The following is a 21,819-nucleotide window of genomic DNA, read 5'->3' on the forward strand; positions in this document are numbered from 1 at the left end:
CGCTTAGTTTCCTTTGGCGTACTTTTCATCATCTTCCGTCTTCAAAACTGCCATGAAGGCTTCTTGTGGAACGGAAACCGTTCCAACATCCTTCATTCGGGCCTTACCTCGCTTCTGCTTGTTCAAGAGCTTGGCACGACGGTCGGGATCCCCCGTGTGAATCTTCGATGTGACGTCCTTACGATAAGCCTTGATGTTCGTTCGGGCCAAAATCTTGTTACCAATGGCAGCCTGTACTGGAATTTCAAAGTTCTGCCGAGGAATAATTTCCTTTAACTTTGACGTAATGATTCGACCACGCTCAGCAGCAAAGTCGCGATGAACGATAAAGGACAAAGCATCCACTCGGTCCCCATTCAACAGAATATCAATCTTGACCAAATCAGCTGCTCGATAGCCAGACAGTTCATAGTCCAACGACGCGAAACCGCGGGTTGAGGACTTCAACTTGTCGAAGAAATTAAAGATAATTTCAGACAATGGCAGGTAATACTTCACGTTCACCCGGCTATCATCAAGGTATTCCATGGTGTCAAATTCACCACGCTTCCGTTGTGCCAACTCCATGACGGCACCGACATAATCGTTTGGCACCATAATCTGGGCGTGCACATAGGGCTCTTCAATCTGACGAATGTTTTGCGATTCGGGTAACTCTGATGGGTTTTCTATCATCAAAGTCTCGCCGTCCACCGTTTCGACTTTATAAGTCACGGAAGGCGCCGTCGTCACGAGGTCCAAATCGAACTCTCGCTCGAGTCGTTCCTGAATGACGTCCATGTGCAACAGCCCAAGGAAACCAACACGGAAACCAAAGCCCAATGCCTGTGACGTTTCCGGTTCAAAGGTCAAAGCCGCATCGTTTAGTTGCAACTTTTCCAAGGCCTCACGTAAATCACCGTACTTGGCGTTATCAGCTGGATAAAGTCCAGAGTACACCATTGGCGTCATAGGCTTATAACCGGGAAGCGGTTCACTTGCCGGATTATTGACCAAGGTCACCGTATCCCCAGAATGCGTCGTCGAAATATCCTTAATGGCAGCTGTCAGATAGCCAACATCCCCCGCCATCAGATAATTACGCTTTTGGGCGTTTGGCGACATCACTCCGACCTCGGTTACTTCGTACTCCGCACCGGTATTCATCATGCGTACCTTATCGCCGGGCTTAACCACCCCTTCGCGAACACGAAGGTTAATCACAACCCCACGGTAAGGGTCATATTGTGAATCAAAAATCAACGCACGTAAGGGGGCATCCAGGTCTCCATCAGGTGCGGGAAAGTCAGAAACAATTCGTTCCAACAGTTCGGGAATCCCAATGCCCTTTTTGGCTGAGACCAAGACAGCATCTTCAGCATCCAGTCCAATCATGTCTTCAATTTCTTTTTTAACCTTTGGAACATCGGCTGATGGCAAATCAATTTTGTTTAAGACCGGCAGGATTTCCAAGTCGTTATCAATGGCCAAATAAACGTTAGCCAAAGTTTGCGCCTCGACCCCCTGTGCCGCATCCACAACCAAAATGGCCCCTTCGGCAGCGGCCAACGAACGCGACACTTCGTATGAAAAGTCGACGTGTCCCGGCGTATCAATTAAGTGGAAAATATATTCCTGCTCATCATTGGCCTTGTAGTTCACCTCAACGGCATTCAACTTGATGGTAATTCCACGTTCACGTTCGAGTTCCATGGTATCCAACAACTGATTTTGCATATCGCGTTCGGCAACCGTTTGCGTCTGTTCCAAAATTCGATCAGCAATCGTGGACTTCCCATGGTCGATATGGGCCACAATCGAAAAATTACGAATACGCTTCTGTCGTTCTTTTAATTGGTCAATTGTAAAATCAGCCATGTTTACCTGCTTTTTAAAGAGTTTTAGTCCTTTTTATTTTACACGAAAAAGGCCGTCAAAAAAAGAGCTTACGGCGGAAGTATGGATTTTAATCATCCTTGAATTTCTCTCATTATTTTCACATAAAACGCCGTTACTTTGTTAAAATAGGACAAAGAATTCAAGAAGAAAGCGAGTAACGACATGACAGCTATCCAAATCACCGATCTCTACAAGCTCAAAAGTTTCAGTCAGCCTTTTGGGACGCCCGACCGTACCTTCTTTGTTCAAACCCAGATGAATAAAGAAAAAAACGACTACCAAGCAAACATCTTGGCAATTGAAGAAAATGGTACAGTTCAGCCCTACACCAACGGTGGAAAGAATCTGCAACCCATCGTTGTTGGCAACAGCCTTTACTACCGCCATCAAGATAATCAGGGCCACTACCAGCTGATGAAAATGCCTGTGGACGGCGGTGTTGCCACACCAGTCACAAAGGAAAACGGCTCTGTCGACGACCTACGTTTTAGTCCAGATGGAACGTTAGCTTTCTTAAAAGTCACACTCAGTCCGGAAAAAGATGAAGAAAAAGACCAAGGTTTAACGCCCCGGCATCTCACCAAAGTTCAAAACAAGGCCGACGGGATTGGCTGGTTACCAACTGAAAACGTATACGAATTGAAGAGCTTTGATTCCGAAACCGGTGAAACAAAACTAATTAAGAGTTTTTCCCATGACTTTCACCTACAGGACGTTTCAGCCGACACCCAAGAGGTTGCCTACCTTGCGGCTGAGCACCCCGACTGGACCGACAAATTTGATACCAGTCAGGCCGTTTACGCATACAACCGCCAGACGGATCAAACCACCTGGGTAACTGCAAGCATCCCCAACGGTGTTTTCACCGATGCCGCCTTTTCGCCTGACCAAAGTCGGATGGCCATCATCGGTTCGGATTACCACGCCTATTCAGCGACGGTTAACCAGCTCTATGTCTATGACACCAAGAGCAACGAACTGACAAAACCGGCACAAGACGAACAGGTCAACGTTGGTTATGGTAATCCAATTGCAGACGATTGGACCCAGAACCCTAGCCATGTCTCCGGTTTCTGGGTGGATAACGATACCTATCTCTATACAGCCGTTCACCATGGCCATAGCCAGCTCTATCGATATCACGCCCAAGAAAATACCACAGAAAAGGTTCATGAAGCCGACCGCCACATTGTTGACTTTGCCATGATTGATAACCAAAACATTGTTTTCGTTCATTCGACAGCCGAAAAAGCCGGCGAAATTCGGGCCCTGAACATTGAAACAAAAGCCGAACGGGTACTAGCCAATCCAAACGCCGACTATGAATCAACGCACCAGTATGCCCCAACCGAATCCTTCTACTACAAAACGGCGGATGGCAAAGCCGAGGTTCAGGGGTGGTTTACCAAGGCACAGACGAACAATGACACCGCACCACTCATTCTCTACATTCACGGTGGCCCACACGCTGCCTTCGCCAACACCTTCTTTCAGGAGTTCCAAGCACTTGCTGGAGAAGGCTTCAACGTGCTCTATGTTAACCCTCGTGGTTCGACATCCTATGGAGAAGACTTTGCCACCGATGTCATGGGCCATTATGGCGAAAACGACTATGCCGATGTTATGACCGCTGTGGACTACGCCCTCACCCACTTTAAGGGAATCAACCCAGACAAAGTCTTCGTCGCCGGCGGTTCTTACGGTGGCTTCTTATCAACCTGGATCATTGGTCATACCGACCGCTTCCAGGCAGCCATTGTGCAGCGCCCCGCCATCGACTGGTTCAACCTCTACCACAATTCTGACATTGGCGTTCCCTTCGTCACCATGGAACTCGGTGCCGACCTTTACAAGGATAAGGCTTATCAACTCTACTGGGAAAAGTCGCCCTTGGCCTATGCCGACAAAATCACCACGCCAGTCCGTATTCAACACGGTGAAGCTGACCGACGCTGTCCTCCTAGCCAAAGTGAAGCGCTCTTCACCGCCATTAAGCGTACAGGGACTGAATGTGACTATATCCGTTACCCCAAGTCTTTCCACGGCTTCTCGCGTAACGGAAAGCCTTCCCTCCGTGTCCAGCGGATGCAAGACATTGTGGATTGGTTTAAGAAGTTTTAATCAGATTGACTTGACCACAAACAGTCAAAAAGCCCTCATCAAATTGATGAAGGCTTTTTTCATACTCAAATCATTTTTTTGATGGGTCGGTCTCATTAACAATGAGGTCAAATAAAAAAGACCTTTACGGTCAATTAGAACAATTATTTCAAATTTACTTGATAAGCTGCAGGTGTGAGATTAAGTTCATGTTCAATATTTTGTCCTTGAATCTTGTAGAACTTGACTTGGTCAATATTTTTCTTTGCAAGATCTGTGAACCGATAAAGTCGATAAATAACGTAGTCCTCTTTGTTTTCCAACGCAAACGCATACTCGTTTTGACTCATAAAGAAAGGAGTCGTTGCCCCATGATTCGTGGTCTTCACCTCAATATAGAGCGGACTACCGTCGAAATTAAAGGAAAAGATATCGTAACCATCTCCGTCCCCTTCTTTTGAAACACGCTTCACCTTATCTTGTAACTCAGGATAATTAACGAGCCGTTCTTTTTCATACTCAAGAACTAACTTCTCACCGCTCAAACCTAACTTTTGGTTTCTTTCTTGTTCTGCTAGGTAATCTATCTTTCGTACTGTTCTCTTCTTATTCTTTGTAGGCTTTAACTTTTCCCGGAGGGTAGGGCGCTCCTTTTCAATAAGTGACGCGTGCTCCAGCTTGTCCGTGATCGCTTCAGCTTCTTCAGCATTATCCGTATAAGTGGTAGTGCATTGGTAATTTAAAATATAGGTCGCGCTTTTTTCAAGATCCTTCGTGTCTTGCATCATGGCCTTAACACTCATGAGCTTTGACCACATCAACTCAATATCTTTCACAAGTTCGGTATTTGTGGGAAGTTGATTGGCGTCATATTCAATACTATAGATCTCTCCCGCCTCATAACCAAAGGCCAGGTTGTTGTGTTTCGAGTCATCTGATGAAAGCTTCATTGGAAGCGCAGTATTTCTGATTGATAATTCATTTTGAAAATACAAAGCAACTGTCCTTGCTTTTTCTTCAGCAGTCATATCAATCGTTTCATTTTTAAATTCTTTTTCCCAGAAGGTCCAGCCTTGGTTAAGTGAAAGATAAACACGTTTCATATCTTCAGAGAAGAGATAAACCACGAAGAAGCCACGTTGAACTGATTTCGTAATATCGGTATCACAAACTGCAATCCAAGGGGCTGCTGCCCACAGGCCTGTTCCACCTGATCCATATATCTTTACGTTATCTGCATTAAAGAACAACTCATCTGCATCAAATCCTTGCCGCAAAGTTGCTGCTAACCAGTTGGCCTTAAACGGCTTCTCCTTTTCTGCCAAATAATTATTAAATACCGTTTCCAGCGTATCGTGTATGTTCATCTTCTGCTTCCTCTTATACTTTTCTAGAATTATTGTATAACAAATAATGAATTCTAGAATAAAAGAAGTTGATTAATTGACCAGGGATACCCCATTTTGATTAGTCTATTTTATTAGTTGCTTCATATTTTGATCAACAAAAAGTCGGACTCTTTCGAGTCCGACTTTTTTCACAGATAGATAAAATTACTTAATCACAATTTCCTCAATATCACCCAGACCATCAATTAAGGTTTTGATGGCACCCAATTGGGCGTAACGGTTGTTTTTGATGGTTTCATCATCATCATTCACCATGGTGTTATCGAAGTAGGCAGCGATTGGTGCCTGCAAGGCGGCCAAAACTTCATAGAGGGCTTCGGCACCTTGGGCTTTCAGAGCTTGCAAGGATAGATTCTTAGTATCTTCGTACAAGGCTTTTTCCTGATTGTTGGCCAACAAGCTTGGGTTAACCGGTGTCATGACGGGCACCTTCTTAGCCAAGCGAGTGACACGTGACAGGGACTCCATCACGTCACGGAAGTTCGCATCCGTTGAATGGGCAGCCAAGACTTTGGTCCGGTCAGCGACATAGACGTAATCGCCGATGACAACGTTTGCTGTTCCAGCAGAAACGATATCCTTACGGATACCGGCATCAAGTGCTTGCTTGCGGACACGGTCCGTTAAGAAGGCCAAAACAAGGTCCAAGTTTGCATCAGCAACTTGACCGTTCTTTTGCTTAAAGCTCGTCAGAATGTCCAAGAGGTTGAAGTGCCAGTCAAAGGCTTCCAAAGTCCGAACAACCCCTGTGGCTGCACGGCGCAAACCGTAAGGGTCATTGGCCCCTGAAGGCATCATGTCGTGGGCAAAGAACGTCACGATGGAATCAAGCTTGTCGGCGATGGCCAAAACGGCACCGACCTTCGTTTGCGCAACTGCCCCATCGGCAGAGGTTGGCAGGTAGTGCTCGTAAATGGCTTTGGCAACGGCATCGTTTTCCCCAAAGAGCTTGGCGTAATGTTCACCCATGACACCCTGGAGTTCGTCGAACTCACCGACCATTCCCGTCATCAAATCAAACTTGTAAATTTGGGCTGCCCGGTTCAAGTCCGCTTGCTCGTCCTTTGACAAGCCCAAGGCCTGTGCCAACTGTGCAGACAAGCCCTGAACACGTTCCATGTGCTCGTATACCGTTCCGATCTTCTCGTGGAAGACCAACTTCTTAACACGGTCCATGTAGTCGTTGATGGACTTTTCTTGGTCCTCCTTGTAGAAGAAGGCCGCATCTTCCAAACGAGCAACCAAGACTTTTTCGTTTCCACGAGCCACGTTTTCAATGTGGTCGGCGTTTCCATTACGAACGGAAAGGAAGTGTGGCAAGAGGTCACCCTCCTTGTTCGTGACGAAGAAGAAGCGCTGGTGGTCACGCATGGAAGTAATCAAGACTTCCTTTGGCAATGCCAGGTACTTCTTATCAAAGTCACCGGAGAAGGCCGTTGGCCATTCAACGATGTTGTTAACTTCTTCTAGAAGGTCCTTGGCCATCTCGGATTGCAAATCCAACTGCCAGTCGTGATCTTTGGCAATGGTGGTCAATTGGTCTTTAATGGTTGCCTTTCGCTTGCCGGCATCGGCCATCACGAAGGCATCCATTAACGTCTGTTCATAATCCTTTGCGGCTGGTATGACCACGTGGTCCGTTGACAAGAAACGGTGACCGCGTGTTGTCTGTCCGGCTTTGACATCAAGCACCGAAAATGGCACCACTTCGTTATCCAAAATTGAAACCAGCCAACGAATCGGACGGATGTAGTGAAAGGAATGGTTACCCCACTTCATGTAAGTGGTAAAAGTCATTTGCTCAACCACTTCTTGACCAATCTTAGACAAGATTTCCTTGGCGGGCACGCCAGGAATCTCCTTTTTAGCCCAGAGGTAACCATCCTTTTCGGTCAGTGCTTCTGGGGTTGTGCCCTGGCCGCGGGCAAAGCCCTGCGCCGCCTTTGACCAGTTTCCTTCATCATCCTTGGCCCGGTCAACGGCCGGTCCACGTTTTACTTCGGAAACGGATTCTGATCCATCCGCTAGTCCAGAGAGTTCAACGGCCAACCGACGTGGTGTTGAAAAAGGCTTAATTTCTTGAACAGCTAGACGATGTTCGTCCAAAAAGTCCTTTACGCGCTTGACCAACTGCTTTTCAGAAGAGGTTACCAAGTGTGCGGGCATCTCTTCCAATCCAATTTCTAAAATATAGTCTGCCATTAGTCCTGGTCCTCCTTCTTCGCGTACTTTCCCTTTTCACCAAGGTACTTTTCACGCAGTGCATCATCCTTCAACAGTGGGAAACCGAGCTTTGCTCGTTCCTCAATAAAGACTTTGGAAACCTGACGGGCCATCGTCCGGATACGGTGCAGGTAACCAGCACGCTCCGTTACGGAAACCGTTCCACGAGCGTCCAAAAGGTTGAAAGTGTGCGATGACTTGAGAATGTAGTCATAGGCTGGGTGCACAAGTCCGAGTTCCAAGCAGTGCTTGGCTTCGGCTTCGTAATCATCGAAATGGCGGAGCAACATTTCTTGGTTTGATTCCTCAAAGGCATACTTTGAGTGTTCGTATTCCGGTTCCTTAAAGATGTCACCATACAAGACACCGTGTCCCCATTCGAGGTCGTAAACCGTTGGAACGTCTTGGATATAAGAAGCTAAACGTTCCAAACCGTAAGTGATTTCTGAGGTAACTGAATCAACCTCAATCCCACCAACTTGTTGGAAGTAAGTAAACTGCGTCACTTCCATACCGTCTAACCAGACTTCCCAACCGATACCGGCGGCTCCCATTGAAGGGTTTTCCCAGTTATCTTCCACAAAACGAATATCGTGTTCCAAGGGATCAATTCCCAAGGCTTCCAAGGAAGCCAGGTAAAGTTCCTGAATGTTGTCAGGTGAAGGCTTCATCACCACTTGGAACTGGTGGTGTTGGAAGAGTCGGTTGGGATTATCCCCATAACGGCCATCGGCGGGGCGACGAGATGGTTGTACATAGGCAGCCGCCCATGGCTCCGGACCATTAGCACGTAAGAATGTGTACGGACTTTGCGTTCCGGCACCCACTTCATTATCATAGGCCTGCATGAGGTTAGCACCCTTTGCTGCCCAGAATTCTTGCAAAGTCAGGATAATATCCTGTAATGAAAGTTTTTTATCAGTCATAATTACTTCGTTAATCCTTTTCTTTTTTTAATTCGTCAAACTTAGCTTTCATGGTTGGATTACCACGGGTCAATTTCTTGACGGAAAGATCATCCAGCTTATTGTTAGCCAAGCGCAGCTGGTTTTCGGAGGTCGTCAACTTCTTCTTGACCTCCTCCATCCGCCGAATGGCTTTATCAATTTCATCGATTGCCTGCTGGAAGTTGTTTGAGTATGACAGGTAGTTCTTAGCAAACTTGTCCTTAAAAGTGCTGATATTATCCTCGAAATTGGTAATATCGACGTTTTGCTCCTTCGCCTCTTCCAGCTGTTTCTTATACTGAACAGAATCTAAAGCAGCGTTTCGTAACAACCCAATGAAATGCACAAAGAACTGCGGTCGAATGACGTACATCTTTGGGTAATCCGGTACTTGCACAATCCCGGTGTTATAGTAGTCATTATCGCTTTCAAGTAAGGAAACCAAGACAGCATATTCTGTCTCTTTTTCACGACGATCCTTATCAAGTTCCTTGAAAAAATCGGCGTTCTTGTGCTTTTTCTCGGTTGTGTCCGCTTCGTTTTTCATGTCAAACATGATGGAAATAAACTCAATGCCATCATCGTAATCGCGGAAGATAAAGTCTCCCTTCGAACCTGTTTGCTTCGAAACTTCGTTATCCTTTTCAAAGTAGGCGTTTGGAAAGGCGTAGGGCCGAATCTTATTGAACTCTTGATGAGCGTAGACTTCGAGTGACTCCCCAATTTCTTTGGTGGACTGCTTGGCTTTAAAATCCTTCCAGAACTCAACCTTTTCTTCTGCCGCTTTCAGTTGAACCTCATACTCCGATTTGGTTTGAGCCAATGCCAACTCTTTGTCACGGTCTTGGTTCTGTACCTGATTTTCGAGTGCCAGCTTTTGCTTTTCAAGCGCTTGCTTTTCCTGATTTGCCTTTTCCTTTTGTTCAGCTAAATCCCTTTGCAGTTGCGCTTGAACGTCCTGCAGTTCCTTTTGCAGTTGTTCCTTTTCAGTGGCCTGCTTTTGAACCAGTTCTTCCCGCTGCTTTGAAAGTGCTAGCTCCTGCTGGTTTCTTTGCTGCGCCTGTTGACTCTTCAACGCTGCCTTTAGCTCGGCTAATTCCTCTTGCAGCTTACTCTGCTCTTGCCGTGTCTTCTCGGCAACCGCCTGTTTTTCCTTTTCCAAAGTCAAACTGGCTCGCTGCTTTTCTTCCGCTAATTTCGAATCAAGGAGAGCCGCATGACTCTTTTCCCAGTCATCCTTCTCTTTTTTCAATCGCTCATCGAGACTGTCTTGAAGTGCCCTGGAGAGTGTATTCGTATCGACTTCTTGCTTATCCTTCAGATCAATCAGGTCGCCGACCTGACCAGCTTCTTGAAGTTCCAAGACCGTCTCAGACTTGACACTGTACTTTAGCTTCTTTGCCATCGTCCCTCCTTTATGCGACAAAAAACCGCGCCAAACGGTCCAATGCCAAATTTTCTTGACATCAGGACGCTTGCGCGCGGTTCCACCTGATTTCCAGGGTATTTTTACCCTGACACTTTCGTTTTCCTTCATCACTCACCGGGTGCCAAACCGGGTCATTGCAATCAAGTTGCTTACCCATATTATGCTATTTTAAAGAAAAAAAGGCAAGTAAAAAAGGATACTAACCAATCAAATGTTAGCATCCCTTTTACTTAGGCATGACGATAAACGTAGAAGTATGGATAATCATTTGCCGCAGCATAGTAATTATAATCATGTTCGGAAACCGCGGAATTATAACCACCGTTGGTCCAGTAATCAACCGAAATTTCGCGAGCACCAGAACCATTGCTGTTGTCAGCTTGATTAATCACCATGATGTGTCCGTTTGCACCACCTGAATTACCGCGCTTACCCCAGACCACAATGTCGCCGACCTCTTTATTGACTTTGGTATTTTCTGCTACTAACTGGTAGCCATTCGCCTTTAAGTAGTCATGAATACTGTCCGTGTTGTAGATATAGGCTGGCTTCGTGGCTCCGGCCTCAACGAGCGCCTGAACCATGGCCCCGGAACAGTCCGCCGTGCCGTCAGATCCAGTACGAGAACCATACATGGAGTAGGTAATTTTACCGTAATTTTTATAGAACCAATTGGCCACTTCACTCGAGGCAAAACGACGGTAGTAAGTACCGTCATCACCGAAGAAATACCACTGGCCATCAATGTATTGCGAACCTTGAACAGCACGACCATCGTTATCCGTATAATAAGTCAGACCCCAAGCTTGTCGCCAGCCAGCGTTTTGTCGAACACCGTCGATGAACCAGTAATATGTGCCGGTATAGTAACGGAAGCCGGTGTAGAGCTTTCCATCTTCGTACCAACGGTAACCACCGTTTTGGGATGAACCATCGTAGATGTAACCTGTCCAGGGTACGGATTGACCATTTTGATCAGTGTGATAGACTTTGCCATCAACCGTGTAAGAAGCGTCTTCGCGGAGGTAGAAAGTGTTGTCATCACCAAAGTTATACTGCTTGCCGTCAATGGTTTGAATGCCTTGGACGGCTCGGCCATCGGCATCCGTGTAGTATTTATGACCCCAGGCTTCACGCCAACCAGCGTTTTGCCGAACGCCATCAACAAACCAATAGTAAGTGCCTGTGTAATAACGGAAACCCGTAAAGAGTTGGCCATTTTCATACCAACGGTAACCACCATTTTGGTCCGAGCCATCGTAAAGATAGCCTGAGGTACGCAAATAGAAGGTGTCGTCATCACCAAAGTCGAACACCTGACCATTGATTGTCTGCTTTCCTTGCACAGCACGACCATCATTATCCGTGTAGTACTTATTTCCCCAGGCTTCACGCCAACCTGCATTTTGCCGAACACCGTTCACGAACCAGTAGTAACTACCTGCGTGAAAGCGAAAACCAGTAAAAAGTTGGCCGTCTTCAAACCAGTTGTAACCACCGTTTTCAGTGGAAACTTCTGGTGAGTAAACATAGCCGGAGGTGTGTTCAGCAGCAAACTTAGCTAGTGCTGCATCACGTTGACTCTGTTGATTGGCGACTTCCCCATTTTGATTCGTGTTGTCATCGGCCGAAGCTTGTTGTTGGTTAAAAGCAGAAAGACTAGTAGCGGCAACTGCCAGACCAAACCAGGCTTTCCCATTTAGATTATTTTTATTTGTCATAAGAAAATGCCTACTTTTCCTTGTCATTCTTTGTATCCATTAAAGATACTTTCAAGAATAAATATAACACAAACAGAAGAAATCGGCTAAATTCAACAACTACTTTTGCCAGTCTTAATGGCTTTTACGTTATTTTAATAATTAAAACAACTAAAAAAAGATGGATAGAATCCATCTTTTTTTCGGAAATTAAATCGTCATCAATTCTTTTTCCTTATCTTCAGCAATCTCGTCAATTGCCTTGATGTTGTCATCCGTTAACTTCTGAACCTTGTCTTCTGATTCGTGAACTTGGTCTTCCGTTAGTTCCTTGTCCTTCTTGATGGCGTCCATTGCATCACGACGAACGTTACGAACCGCAACCTTGGACTTTTCAGCTTCGGCCTTAACTTCCTTAACCAATTCCTTCCGTCGCTCTTCCGTCATTTGCGGGATAGCCAAACGAACGATATTCCCATCAGAAGCTGGGTTCAAGCCCAAATCTGAAACGTTAATCGCCGTCACGATTGCTTCCAAAGCGCCCTTATCAAAAGGTGTGATCAACAGCAAACGCGCTTCTGGTACTGAAATAGAGGCCACCTGGTTTAATGGCACCATGGCACCGTAATATTCAACCTGCACACGGTCCAAAATACGTGGGTTGGCACGGCCAGTACGGATTTCACCCAATTCACGACGAAGCGCGTCTTGCGCCCCCTTCATCTTTTCAGTTGCTTGATTAAAATCAATCGCCATGTTTATTCTTCTCCCGTTACAGTGGTTCCGATATTCTCACCGGCAATCACCTTTTGAATGTTGCCAGGTTGGTTCAAATTAAAGACAACCAGTGGCATGTTATTATCCATGGACATCGTTGAAGCCGTAGCGTCCATCACCTTCAATCCCTTTTGGATAATATCCAAATGAGTCAAATGACTGAATTTCTTAGCTTCTGGGTTTGTCTTTGGATCAGCATCGTAGACACCATCGACACCGTTCTTTGCCATCAAAATGGCATCGGCATTGGTTTCGTTTGCACGAAGTGCAGCCGTTGTATCCGTTGAAAAGTATGGTGAACCAATTCCAGCAGCAAAGATAACAATGCGTCCTTTTTCAAGATGACGAATCGCACGACCACGAATGTATGGTTCTGCAATTTGTTGCATCGTAATGGCTGTTTGGACACGAGTCTGCACACCAGCACGTTCCAAGGCATCCTGCAAAACCAAGGCGTTCATGGTCGTCCCAAGCATTCCGGTATAGTCTGCTCGTGAACGTTCCATTCCAACCTTAGAAGCCGGTTCGCCACGCCACAAGTTACCACCACCAACAACGATGGCAATTTCCGTTCCCATGTCGTGAACGGCTTTAATCTCGTTGGCAATGGACGAAACTGTCTCCAAATCGATGCCCTGTCCCTTTGAACCCGCCAAGGCTTCCCCGGACAACTTCATTAGAACACGTTTGTATTTCTTTTCAGTCATGGTGTCTCCTTTTTCTTACCATCCATTATAGCAAAGGATTGGCCTTCCGTCCTCAAAAAAAGTGCCCAAAACGGACACTTTTTGTTTGGTCTTATTGACCGATTTGCTTGGCAACTTCATCAGCCAAGTTTGTTTGTTGCTTTTCGATTCCTTCACCAACTTGGTAGCGAACGAATTCCTTGACCGTCAAACCGTTTTCCTTTGCATACTGAGCAACCTTTTGGTCACCGTTCTTCACAAATGGTTGGTCCAACAATGAGATTTCAGCCAAGAACTTCTTGATACGGCCTTCAACCATCTTTTCCTTGATGTTGTCAGGCTTACCGTTCAAGTCTTCAGAAGCCAATTGAACTTCCTTTTCCTTTGACACAACTTCGGCAGGAACATCTGCATCGGAAACGTATTGTGGTGCAATGGCCGCAATGTGCATGGCGATGTCACGAGCAGCTTCAGCGTTCGTACCATCAAACAATGCCAAGGCAGAGATTGAACCACCCATGTGTGAGTAGGCACCAAAGACTTGGTCATCGTTCTTTTCCATCGTTTCAAAACGACGCAACGTAATCTTTTCACCAGTAATCTGGGAAACGTTGATGATCATGTCGTTAACCGTACGACCATCTTCGCCAGGCAAAGCCAAAGCAGCTTCAACATCCTTTGGTTGTGCTTCCAAAATGATCTTCGTCACAGCAGCCAACAAGTCGTTAAATTCCTTGTTACCGGCAACGAAATCCGTTTCAGAGTTCAATTCGATGATGGCTGCCTTGTTGCCTTCTTCCATGACATAAGTCATTCCTTCAGCAGCGACACGGTCACCCTTCTTAGCGGCCTTTGCCATTCCCTTTTCACGCAACAAGTCGATTGCCTTTTCGATGTCACCTTCAGCTTCAACCAAAGCCTTCTTGGCATCCATCATTCCAACAGACGTCTTGTCACGTAATTCCTTAACCATCTTTGCTGTAACAGCCATAAATGTGTGCTCCTTTTTTCAAATAAAAATGCCGTACCAGCGTCCCAAGCAGGTCCACCGGAACGGCAAATCAGATAACAAATCGCTTAGTTGTTCTTTTCAACAATTTCAGTGATTTCTTCAATTGATTCTGTGTTTTCGTCGCCTTCGATGAAAGCATCTTCAGCTGCTTGGTCTTGACCTTGACGGCCTTCGATCACAGCGTCAGCCATCTTTGACGTAATCAAACGGATGGCACGGATTGCATCGTCGTTTGCAGGAATCTTCACGTCAACAACATCTGGGTTGGCGTTCGTGTCAATCATGGCAACAACAGGGATGTTGAGCATGTTGGCTTCCTTAACAGCGATTTCTTCCTTCTTAGGGTCAACAACGAAGAGCACGTCAGGCAAGTCCTGCATGTCTTCGATTCCACCCAAGAACTTTTCCAACTTGGCTTGTTGCTTCTTCAACAAAACAACTTCCTTCTTTGGAAGACGATCAAAAGTGCCATCTTCGGCCATCTTCTTCAAGTCCTTCAAACGACGGACACGAGTCTTGATTGTGTTCCAGTTGGTCAACGTTCCACCCAACCAACGGTGGTTGATGTAGAATTGACCGGCACGCGTTGCTTCTTCAGCGATTGCGTCTGAAGCTTGCTTCTTCGTTCCAACAAACAAGATGTTTGCGCCATCAGCTGATGCGTTACGCATAAAGTTGTAGGCTTCATCAACCATCTTCACCGTCTTTTGCAAGTCGATGATGTGGATGCCGTTACGTTCCGTAAAGATGTATGGTGCCATCTTTGGGTTCCAACGACGTGTTTGGTGTCCGAAGTGAACTCCTGCTTCGAGGAGTTCTTTCATTGAAATAACTGCCATTATAGGCCTCCTAGGTTATCCTCCGACCGATTCAAGGTTCGCATGAACATTGCTGCACCTCTGCGTTCTCCTCGGTCGTGTGTATTTTTGTTGCTCACACAACGGTTATTAGTTTACAGGATAGTCACCTATCTGACAAGCTTTTTACAGGAATTCTTTAAGAAAAAAGCCCGCCAATGTTGTTGGCGGGTTTCCGTTAATCTTCTTGCTTCATTTCTTTGGCTAGTAACTTTGCCAAAGTCGCGTTTTGACCAGTCTTGTCCAAATCATTCCCGTTAGTAACAATCAGGTTTGTGTCGGAACTAGCTAAGGTTTCAAAGGCGTTGATTGATTGGTTATTAAAGTAGTTTTGGTCGGCATTTTTTAGAGCCGTTTGTACTTTATCAATCCGGTAAGCTTCGGCATCGGCACGGGTTTTCGTCGCTTCGGCATTGGCCTTTGCGGTTGCCACTAAGGCATCGTTGTTGGCCTTAGCCCGTAATTCGATGGACTTGGCCTCCCCTTCCGCTTGTGAAATGGCAGCCACTCGTTCACGATCCGCCTTTAACTGCGTATCCATGGATGACTGGATGGCAGCTGAAGGCTTCAACTCGTCAATGTTAATCCGATCAACGTTAATCCCATAGGTGTTTGTTAAATCGCCAATGGCATCGGCCAAGTCCTTGTTAATTTTTGACGTTGAACCAAGCGCTTCGTTCAATTCCATTCGTCCGATGATATCACGAAGGTGCCCACGAACCAACTGCTGCATGGACTCAATGGAATTCGTGTTTTCGTAAAGATACTTTACTGGATCGGTCACGTGGAAGTTTAGGGTGACCGTGGCACCAATGTCGGCGTTATCCTTGGTAATCACGGAATAACCTGCCAACTTCAAAGGTTGCAAAGCCAGTGACACAACCCTGATTTTTTGAATCACGGGCAAGCGGAAGTTCAACCCAGTTGAACGGGTCGATGAATACTTCCCCAACGTTTCCAAAAGGCCCACCGTGTTTTGGGGAACAATCCGAAAACACGTGAACATAATCAAGATGATAATAACAATAATCGAAACAATTACGAGCATGTTTATCCTTTCGCTTCTACTTTTTCGACGACCAGCTGGTTGCCATCTGCTGCTTTTATCCGGTAGTCCGCATTCGGTTGCCAGTTTTGGCCAGCCACCAAGCGGTAGTGATAAAAGTTGCCGATGACCTCAACGAGTCCCTCACGCGAGTCAAAGGAACTTGCCGGCAGTACCTGACCGACAATGTTTTGTTTTTCAAAGTTTGCAAGCATGCACAAATTCCTCCCTCACCATTAGTTTACCAAGAATTCCACAAACTCGTCGACTCATTTCTCCCATACCGTTGCCGGAACCCCTCGTTCGACTAAAAAGACTTCCTTTTTCTCACGACTTAGCCTTTTAAAAGTCGCCTCCGCATGCATCGCATCGTGCTTGCTTTCAAAAGTCGCATAGTAAATCAATTGCAGGGGGTGCCGTGACTTTACCCGGGTGAACTTCGCACCCTTCCCGGATTCGTGGACGTGAAAACGACGGATGGCATCGTCAGAATAACCACCATAAAAATAGCCATCCGCCGTGTAGAGTACGTAAAAATCATAGGTTTTACTTTTTTTGTCCGTCATAAAAAGCACTCCTATTCAATTGTCCAGGGTTGTCCATAGAGAATCTCTTCCACCTGCTTGGTGTAATCATTGGTTGCCGTGTAGGCGACGATGGGTGGTAGTACACGTACGCCACCAGCACGCCCCTGTTTAATCGCTTCAACCAGCACCATGTTTGCTTCTCGATCAGCTTTGCCGTAGACGAACTGAATGTGTTTGACTTCTAATCCCCTGGCAGTCAGTGCAGCAAAAATATCGGCCAGTCGTTCCGGTCGGTGCACCATGAAAAACTTCCCCTTGTTCTTCAGCAACTTATTGGCGGTTTGTGCTAACTTCGGCAAATCAATGGCCACCTCGTGCCTGGCAATCTGGTAGTGCTCATCCTGATTTTGCTTGGTCGTTTCCTTGACCGGAAAATAAGGTGGGTTACAGAGCACGGTGTCAACGGAACCAGGCTTAATCTGGTCAAAAACTTCTTGCATATCCGAATGAATCACGGAAACCCGGTCGTCAAGCTGGTTCAACTTCACCGACCGTTCGGCCATTTTAGCCAAATCGGCTTGTATTTCGACCAACATGACCCGTCCCGTGACTTTCTTGGCATAGAAAAGGCCCACGGCACCCGTTCCCGCTCCGAGGTCCACCGTCACCCCTCTTCCCTTCTTATTCGGCTTAGCAAAGTGGGCTAAAAGGACTGCATCCAACGAATAGGAGAACATGTCGGGGTTTTGAATCACGTTCACTTGCTGCGATGGTAGACCATCGAGCCGTTCGCCAGCCTGTAAATTCGCTTCTGTCATTTGCCTTTGTCCCCTTTTATAGTAAAATTAAACAGTTAAATCATATTGAAAGGACAAGCTTATGCTTTATCGCTTTATCCGGGTCTTCGTTGTGACCTTGGTTTCCATTATAAACGGACGTACTTATTATTTGAACAAAAATCGCTTGCCGAAAGAAGACAATTACATCCTCGTGGCGCCCCATCGTACCTGGTGGGATCCCGTTTGGTATGCCATGGCGGCCTACCCCAAACGTTTTATCTTTATGGCTAAGAAGGAATTGTTCAAGAACTTTTTCCTGCGCAAGCTAATCGTTTCGTTGGGTGCCTTCCCGGTCGACCGTAAGAACGTCGGTCCCGATGTGATTCGCAAACCCGTCAGTGAATTAAAGACGGGTGACCGTTCCCTCATCATGTTTCCCTCCGGTTCAAGGCACTCACAGAAACTCAAGTCTGGTTCCATCTTGATTGCCAAACTGTCTAAAAAGCCAATCGTACCCGCCGTTTACCAGGGACCTGTCAAGTTTTCCCACCTTTTCTTGCGTAAGCGCGTCACAATGAACTTCGGTGAACCCATCGTTATCGATCCGAAAGTGAAATTAACTGACGACGTGATTGCGGAATACAACGAAAAGATTGAAGCAGCCTTTGCCCAGCTCGATGATGAAATCGACCCAAATTGGGTCTACGTCGATCCAAAAGCCAAGCAATAATAAAAAGTCCCGAAGAATTCATCTTCGGGACTTTTTTAGATGAGCAAAATTACTTCTTTTGTGCCTTTTGGCTTTGTGCCTTCATCTGGCTCATCATTTGATTCAACTTCTTCTGTGATGGCTTTTGACCCATCGACATCATCATTGACTTCATCATCTCTTCTGAGATTGGTGGGTTCTTGGCCAAATATGACTTCATCGTGAAGCGCGCCAAGAAGAATCCACCAACCAGCCCAACAACCAGGGCCAAAAGTCCTACTAGTACAAGCATAGTGGTCTCCTTTACCTCTAAAAATCTAATGATAAGTATACCACAAGCAATCACCATCCGTTTCGACTTTTTAATCTTCATTTCAAAATACTTAAGAGTGAGGGTCAAGCTTAAGAAAATCTTACGAACATGCGTTTGCTTTTTCGCCTTATTTTCGCTAGAATAATAGCAGATTTAATGAAATGGGAAGAACACTATGGAATCGGATTCAAAACAAATTCAGGTACTCCGCTTCATTCACGAGTACCAATCAAAAAACGGCTTTCCGCCGACCATCCGTGAGATTGGTGAGTCAGTTGGCCTTTCGTCTTCTTCAACCATCCACGGTCACATTTCCCGTCTGATTAAAAATGGTTATCTCTTAAAGAAGGGTGAGAAAACGAAGGCCCGTGCCATCGAAGTAACCGCTAAGGGATTTGAAATGCTTGGGATTTCATCTAACGCTGGTAAGATTCCAGTGCTTGGTTTGGTCACCGCTGGTCAACCTATTTTGGCAGTTGAACAGGAAGCAACGGAATTCTTCCCTATTCCCGAAGATTTAATTCCCTACGACGGTGATCTCTTCATGCTAAACGTTCGCGGTGAATCCATGATTAACATCGGGATTCTTGATGGCGACAAAGTGATTGTCCGCCGTCAACAAACCGCCGACAACGGCGATATCGTCGTGGCGATGAACGAGGACAACGAAGCAACCGTCAAGCGTTTCTTCCGCGAAGCTGGCCACTACCGCCTGCAACCGGAAAACGATACCATGGCCCCCATTATTTTGGACCAGGTATCCATCCTCGGTAAGGTGGTATCACTCTATCGCGATGCCATCTACTAAAAACTACTAAAAGATCAGCATTTTGCTGGTCTTTTTCTTTTGCCATTACACAAAAAAAGACGACACTTCTGTGTCGTCTTTTTCATTTTCTACTGCTTATGCCTTATGAGCTGCTGCATAGCTTTCTGAAACAGGCTTTGTCACGATGTCGTTAATTTCACCAAGCAACGTGTTCAAAACTTGTTCAGCAGCCATCAAGGCCTTGATCTTTTCGTCAGCTTGAACATCCTTCGCAATGGCGTCCCATTCCTTCTCCTGTTCAGGAGTTGGTGTCTTTTGGGCCTGCATCATTTGTTGCACCGTCATTTGAATCGTTTGGAATTGCTTGAAGAGTTCCTTTGACTTGTCATCGCCTTGAACATCCTTGAAAGCCTTTTCCCATGATTGGTATTGCTCAGTTTGCGTCAATACCTTTGCCATCTCGTTTGCGTTATCGTAAATATTTACTGCCATTTATGTCAGTCCTTTCTTATCTAAACAACTTCAACTACTTTTACTAGTTGAACCATCCTGTTACAGTATCCCATACTTTATTAGCACCAGCAACCGTTGTGTCCACCCCGTTCTGAATGTTCTTCTTCGCGTTATCCGCCCATGAATTACCATCAGATGATGAACTGGCTGAACTCGTGGTCTTATTAGCGTCCGATACCGTAAAGGAGCTTTCTTCGGTGTTTGGTAAAATCTGCCCCATCGAAGTTTTGACCAGGTTTCCAATTGTTGACATTAAGCCAATTGGGAGTGAACTTGAACTATTGCCTTCAATTCCTTCCCATGAAACTTGGACCACATCGTTGGTATAGGCAACTGCCCATGAATCCTTTGATGAGTTCGAATTATTGGTCGAATTAGGGTTTTCCGTTGTTCCGGTCTTTCCAGCAATCGTATAGCCAGTTGGTGTGGCCCCCTTACCAGTACCGTTGGTATAGGTACCAAGCATCATCTTGGTCATCTTGTCGGCAATCGACTTGGAAATTAATTGTGTTTGCTTAGCCTTTGGTTTAGCCACGATTGTCTTACCCGAAGCATCCACAATCTTAGTGATGTAATGGGCCTCTGACATCTTTCCGCCGTTTGCAAAAGTCGTGTAGGCAGCAGCCATTTGCTGTGGTGAAACACCCTTTGTCAAACCACCAAGTGCCAGAGCGTAATTCTTATCGGAAGAAACCAAGTTCAAACCAAACTTCTTACCCCAAGTATAACCAGTATCCACCCCTAACTTATCAAGCAAGTAAACCGCAGGAATGTTGTACGAATGCTCGAGGGCTTCGTACATCTTCACATTACCCGTTTCAACGTTCAAGGCGTTGTTTGGCGAGTAGTTATTCGTACCGAAACTCATCTTTTTGTTTGGTAACTCGGTATTAATGGAATAGCCATTGACTAAGGCCGGCGTGTAGACAACCAATGGCTTAATAATCGATCCTGGTTGGAGCTGTGACTGGTTGGCGCGGTTAAAGCCACGGTATGTGTGGGTCGTTTCCCGACCACCAACGACTGCACGAACACCACCTGTTTTGGCATTTAAGACGACCGTAGCGGCCTGTGCCTCCGACTGATTACCGAAGAGCGAGCCCTTCTCGTAATCGTTTTGTAGGTTTTCCTGATCCTTTTGGTTCAGCGTTGTATAAATCTTATAGCCCTTATTCATGATGTCTTTTTCGGTCAAGCCATAAGTATTAATCGCTTCATTAATGACCGAATCAAAGTACCAAGGGTAACGATAAGATTCATCGCCCGTGTAATTATCAGAAAGCGTGATGTTCGTTGCCTTTGCAGCAGTAGCTTCCGACTTGGTGATCTTCTTATTTTCAACCATTGTTTCGATAACTAGGTTTCGACGAGCCTTTGACCGGCCTGGGTTATCAATTGGATTAAAGCCAGAAGGATTGGTGAGCATTCCCGCCAGCGTTGCCGCTTGTTCGGTATTCAACTCCGAAGCATGAACACCAAAGTATTTTTCAGAAGCATCCTCAACACCCCAGACACCATGACCAAACCACGCGTTGTTCAGATACATGGTCAAAATGTCGTTTTTCGAGTAAGTTTTCTCAACCTGAACAGCTAGGAAGATTTCCTTAAACTTACGCGTAAACGTCTGTTCCTGCGTCAAGTACGCATTCTTCACCAATTGTTGCGTCAAAGTCGATCCACCACCAGAAATGGTTTCGGAACCCGTCAACTTATTCTTAACTAGCAAGAAGGCTGCGCGGGCCAAGCCCTTGATTGAAAAACCAGGTTCCTTATAGAAGTTACGATCCTCAATCGAGAGCACCGCGTTTTTCATCGAAGGAGCAATTTGATTATATTTGACGTAGGTTCCCTTTTGCGAATAGAGTGAACCGGCTTTATCACCCGAATTATCGTAAACGTCAGTCGTCTGTGAAAGCGACTGCTGCAAAGATGAAACGTGGGCCGTCTTCGCGTTCACAATGCCATAGGCAGAACCCGCCAAGAAAAGGGTCATGACCATTAAAATCAACAAACGACCAATCTGATAGCGATTCCACACTGGTGCAATTTTTTGCCAACCAGCCGTCTTTTTAATTGAAAATTTTCTGTCCATTTCGTTTCCTAGAGCTAGTTGCTCGACTCAGCATGAAGCATGTTTCGCTGTCTG

At 45.9% G+C, this 21,819-nt stretch carries 20 protein-coding genes; 3 read left to right on the plus strand and 17 right to left on the minus strand.

Annotated elements, in window-relative coordinates:
- Positions 1 to 3: 3 nt before the first annotated feature.
- The gene (gene lepA, locus ACSYSL_RS02150) at positions 4 to 1,857 is read right to left on the minus strand and encodes a translation elongation factor 4 (protein WP_491708928.1); all 1,854 of its coding nucleotides are present in this window, start codon (positions 1,855 to 1,857) and stop codon (positions 4 to 6) included.
- 183 nt (positions 1,858 to 2,040) lie between these two features.
- Between lepA and ACSYSL_RS02155 the strand changes: the two genes are divergently transcribed.
- Entirely contained in the window at positions 2,041 to 3,999 is a 1,959-nt protein-coding gene (locus ACSYSL_RS02155; protein ID WP_491708929.1) for a prolyl oligopeptidase family serine peptidase, read from the plus strand.
- A gap of 143 nt (positions 4,000 to 4,142) precedes the next feature.
- Here ACSYSL_RS02155 and ACSYSL_RS02160 read toward each other — a convergent pair whose 3' ends face one another.
- The 13 genes from ACSYSL_RS02160 to ACSYSL_RS02220 all read right to left on the minus strand — a co-directional run bounded on the left by ACSYSL_RS02160 (position 4,143) and on the right by ACSYSL_RS02220 (position 17,408).
- On the minus strand, positions 4,143 to 5,345 hold the full coding sequence (locus tag ACSYSL_RS02160; protein ID WP_491708930.1) for an MrcB family domain-containing protein: 1,203 nt from the start codon (positions 5,343 to 5,345) through the stop codon (positions 4,143 to 4,145).
- 186 nt (positions 5,346 to 5,531) lie between these two features.
- The gene (gene glyS / locus ACSYSL_RS02165) at positions 5,532 to 7,589 is read right to left on the minus strand and encodes a glycine--tRNA ligase subunit beta (RefSeq protein WP_491708931.1); all 2,058 of its coding nucleotides are present in this window, start codon (positions 7,587 to 7,589) and stop codon (positions 5,532 to 5,534) included.
- Positions 7,589 to 8,536 (minus strand): glycine--tRNA ligase subunit alpha, encoded by a 948-nt coding sequence (glyQ, locus tag ACSYSL_RS02170; RefSeq protein ID WP_491708932.1) that lies wholly within the window; start codon positions 8,534 to 8,536, stop codon positions 7,589 to 7,591. The genes glyS and glyQ overlap by 1 nt, the downstream gene beginning before the upstream one ends.
- A gap of 10 nt (positions 8,537 to 8,546) precedes the next feature.
- Complete coding sequence (locus ACSYSL_RS02175) at positions 8,547 to 9,962, minus strand: DUF2130 domain-containing protein (RefSeq protein WP_491708933.1); 1,416 nt, start codon at positions 9,960 to 9,962, stop codon at positions 8,547 to 8,549.
- A gap of 254 nt (positions 9,963 to 10,216) precedes the next feature.
- Entirely contained in the window at positions 10,217 to 11,707 is a 1,491-nt protein-coding gene (locus tag ACSYSL_RS02180) for a peptidoglycan amidohydrolase family protein (protein ID WP_491708934.1), read from the minus strand.
- Positions 11,708 to 11,896: 189 nt separating this feature from the next.
- Positions 11,897 to 12,442 (minus strand): ribosome recycling factor, encoded by a 546-nt coding sequence (gene frr, locus ACSYSL_RS02185; protein ID WP_010690702.1) that lies wholly within the window; start codon positions 12,440 to 12,442, stop codon positions 11,897 to 11,899.
- A gap of 2 nt (positions 12,443 to 12,444) precedes the next feature.
- Positions 12,445 to 13,170: a UMP kinase gene (pyrH, locus tag ACSYSL_RS02190; RefSeq protein WP_491708935.1), complete on the minus strand. Its 726-nt coding sequence runs from the start codon at positions 13,168 to 13,170 to the stop codon at positions 12,445 to 12,447.
- Between the two features lie 91 nt (positions 13,171 to 13,261).
- Complete coding sequence (gene tsf / locus ACSYSL_RS02195; RefSeq protein WP_010690698.1) at positions 13,262 to 14,140, minus strand: translation elongation factor Ts; 879 nt, start codon at positions 14,138 to 14,140, stop codon at positions 13,262 to 13,264.
- Between the two features lie 86 nt (positions 14,141 to 14,226).
- Entirely contained in the window at positions 14,227 to 15,000 is a 774-nt protein-coding gene (gene rpsB, locus ACSYSL_RS02200; RefSeq protein WP_010690696.1) for a 30S ribosomal protein S2, read from the minus strand.
- A 196-nt stretch (positions 15,001 to 15,196) separates the two neighbouring features.
- Positions 15,197 to 16,024 (minus strand): SPFH domain-containing protein, encoded by an 828-nt coding sequence (locus ACSYSL_RS02205; protein WP_029489768.1) that lies wholly within the window; start codon positions 16,022 to 16,024, stop codon positions 15,197 to 15,199.
- A gap of 44 nt (positions 16,025 to 16,068) precedes the next feature.
- Positions 16,069 to 16,278, minus strand: a complete 210-nt coding sequence (locus ACSYSL_RS02210) for a hypothetical protein (protein ID WP_010690692.1) — start codon at positions 16,276 to 16,278, stop codon at positions 16,069 to 16,071.
- Between the two features lie 54 nt (positions 16,279 to 16,332).
- Positions 16,333 to 16,629, minus strand: a complete 297-nt coding sequence (locus ACSYSL_RS02215; protein ID WP_010690690.1) for a GIY-YIG nuclease family protein — start codon at positions 16,627 to 16,629, stop codon at positions 16,333 to 16,335.
- Positions 16,630 to 16,640: 11 nt separating this feature from the next.
- Entirely contained in the window at positions 16,641 to 17,408 is a 768-nt protein-coding gene (locus ACSYSL_RS02220; protein WP_010690689.1) for a tRNA1(Val) (adenine(37)-N6)-methyltransferase, read from the minus strand.
- A 61-nt stretch (positions 17,409 to 17,469) separates the two neighbouring features.
- Here ACSYSL_RS02220 and ACSYSL_RS02225 point away from each other — a divergent pair, with 61 nt between their 5' ends.
- Positions 17,470 to 18,099, plus strand: coding sequence for a lysophospholipid acyltransferase family protein (locus ACSYSL_RS02225; RefSeq protein ID WP_491708936.1), 630 nt, complete (start codon positions 17,470 to 17,472; stop codon positions 18,097 to 18,099).
- Positions 18,100 to 18,148: 49 nt separating this feature from the next.
- Here ACSYSL_RS02225 and ACSYSL_RS02230 read toward each other — a convergent pair whose 3' ends face one another.
- Positions 18,149 to 18,370, minus strand: coding sequence for a YneF family protein (locus ACSYSL_RS02230; protein WP_010690686.1), 222 nt, complete (start codon positions 18,368 to 18,370; stop codon positions 18,149 to 18,151).
- Between the two features lie 196 nt (positions 18,371 to 18,566).
- On the opposite strand from ACSYSL_RS02230, the gene lexA reads away from it, so the two are divergent.
- Positions 18,567 to 19,199, plus strand: a complete 633-nt coding sequence (gene lexA / locus ACSYSL_RS02235; protein WP_010690685.1) for a transcriptional repressor LexA — start codon at positions 18,567 to 18,569, stop codon at positions 19,197 to 19,199.
- A 96-nt stretch (positions 19,200 to 19,295) separates the two neighbouring features.
- On the opposite strand, the gene ACSYSL_RS02240 is transcribed toward lexA, so the two are convergent.
- Together ACSYSL_RS02240 and ACSYSL_RS02245 are read right to left on the minus strand one after the other, a co-directional pair.
- Positions 19,296 to 19,652, minus strand: a complete 357-nt coding sequence (locus tag ACSYSL_RS02240) for a YlbF family regulator (RefSeq protein WP_010690683.1) — start codon at positions 19,650 to 19,652, stop codon at positions 19,296 to 19,298.
- 43 nt (positions 19,653 to 19,695) lie between these two features.
- A complete protein-coding gene (locus ACSYSL_RS02245; RefSeq protein WP_491708937.1) occupies positions 19,696 to 21,765 on the minus strand; it encodes a PBP1A family penicillin-binding protein in 2,070 nt (689 codons plus the stop codon).
- Positions 21,766 to 21,819: the final 54 nt, after the last annotated feature.

It is taken from the genome of Fructobacillus sp. ESL1129 (genome assembly GCF_058507945.1).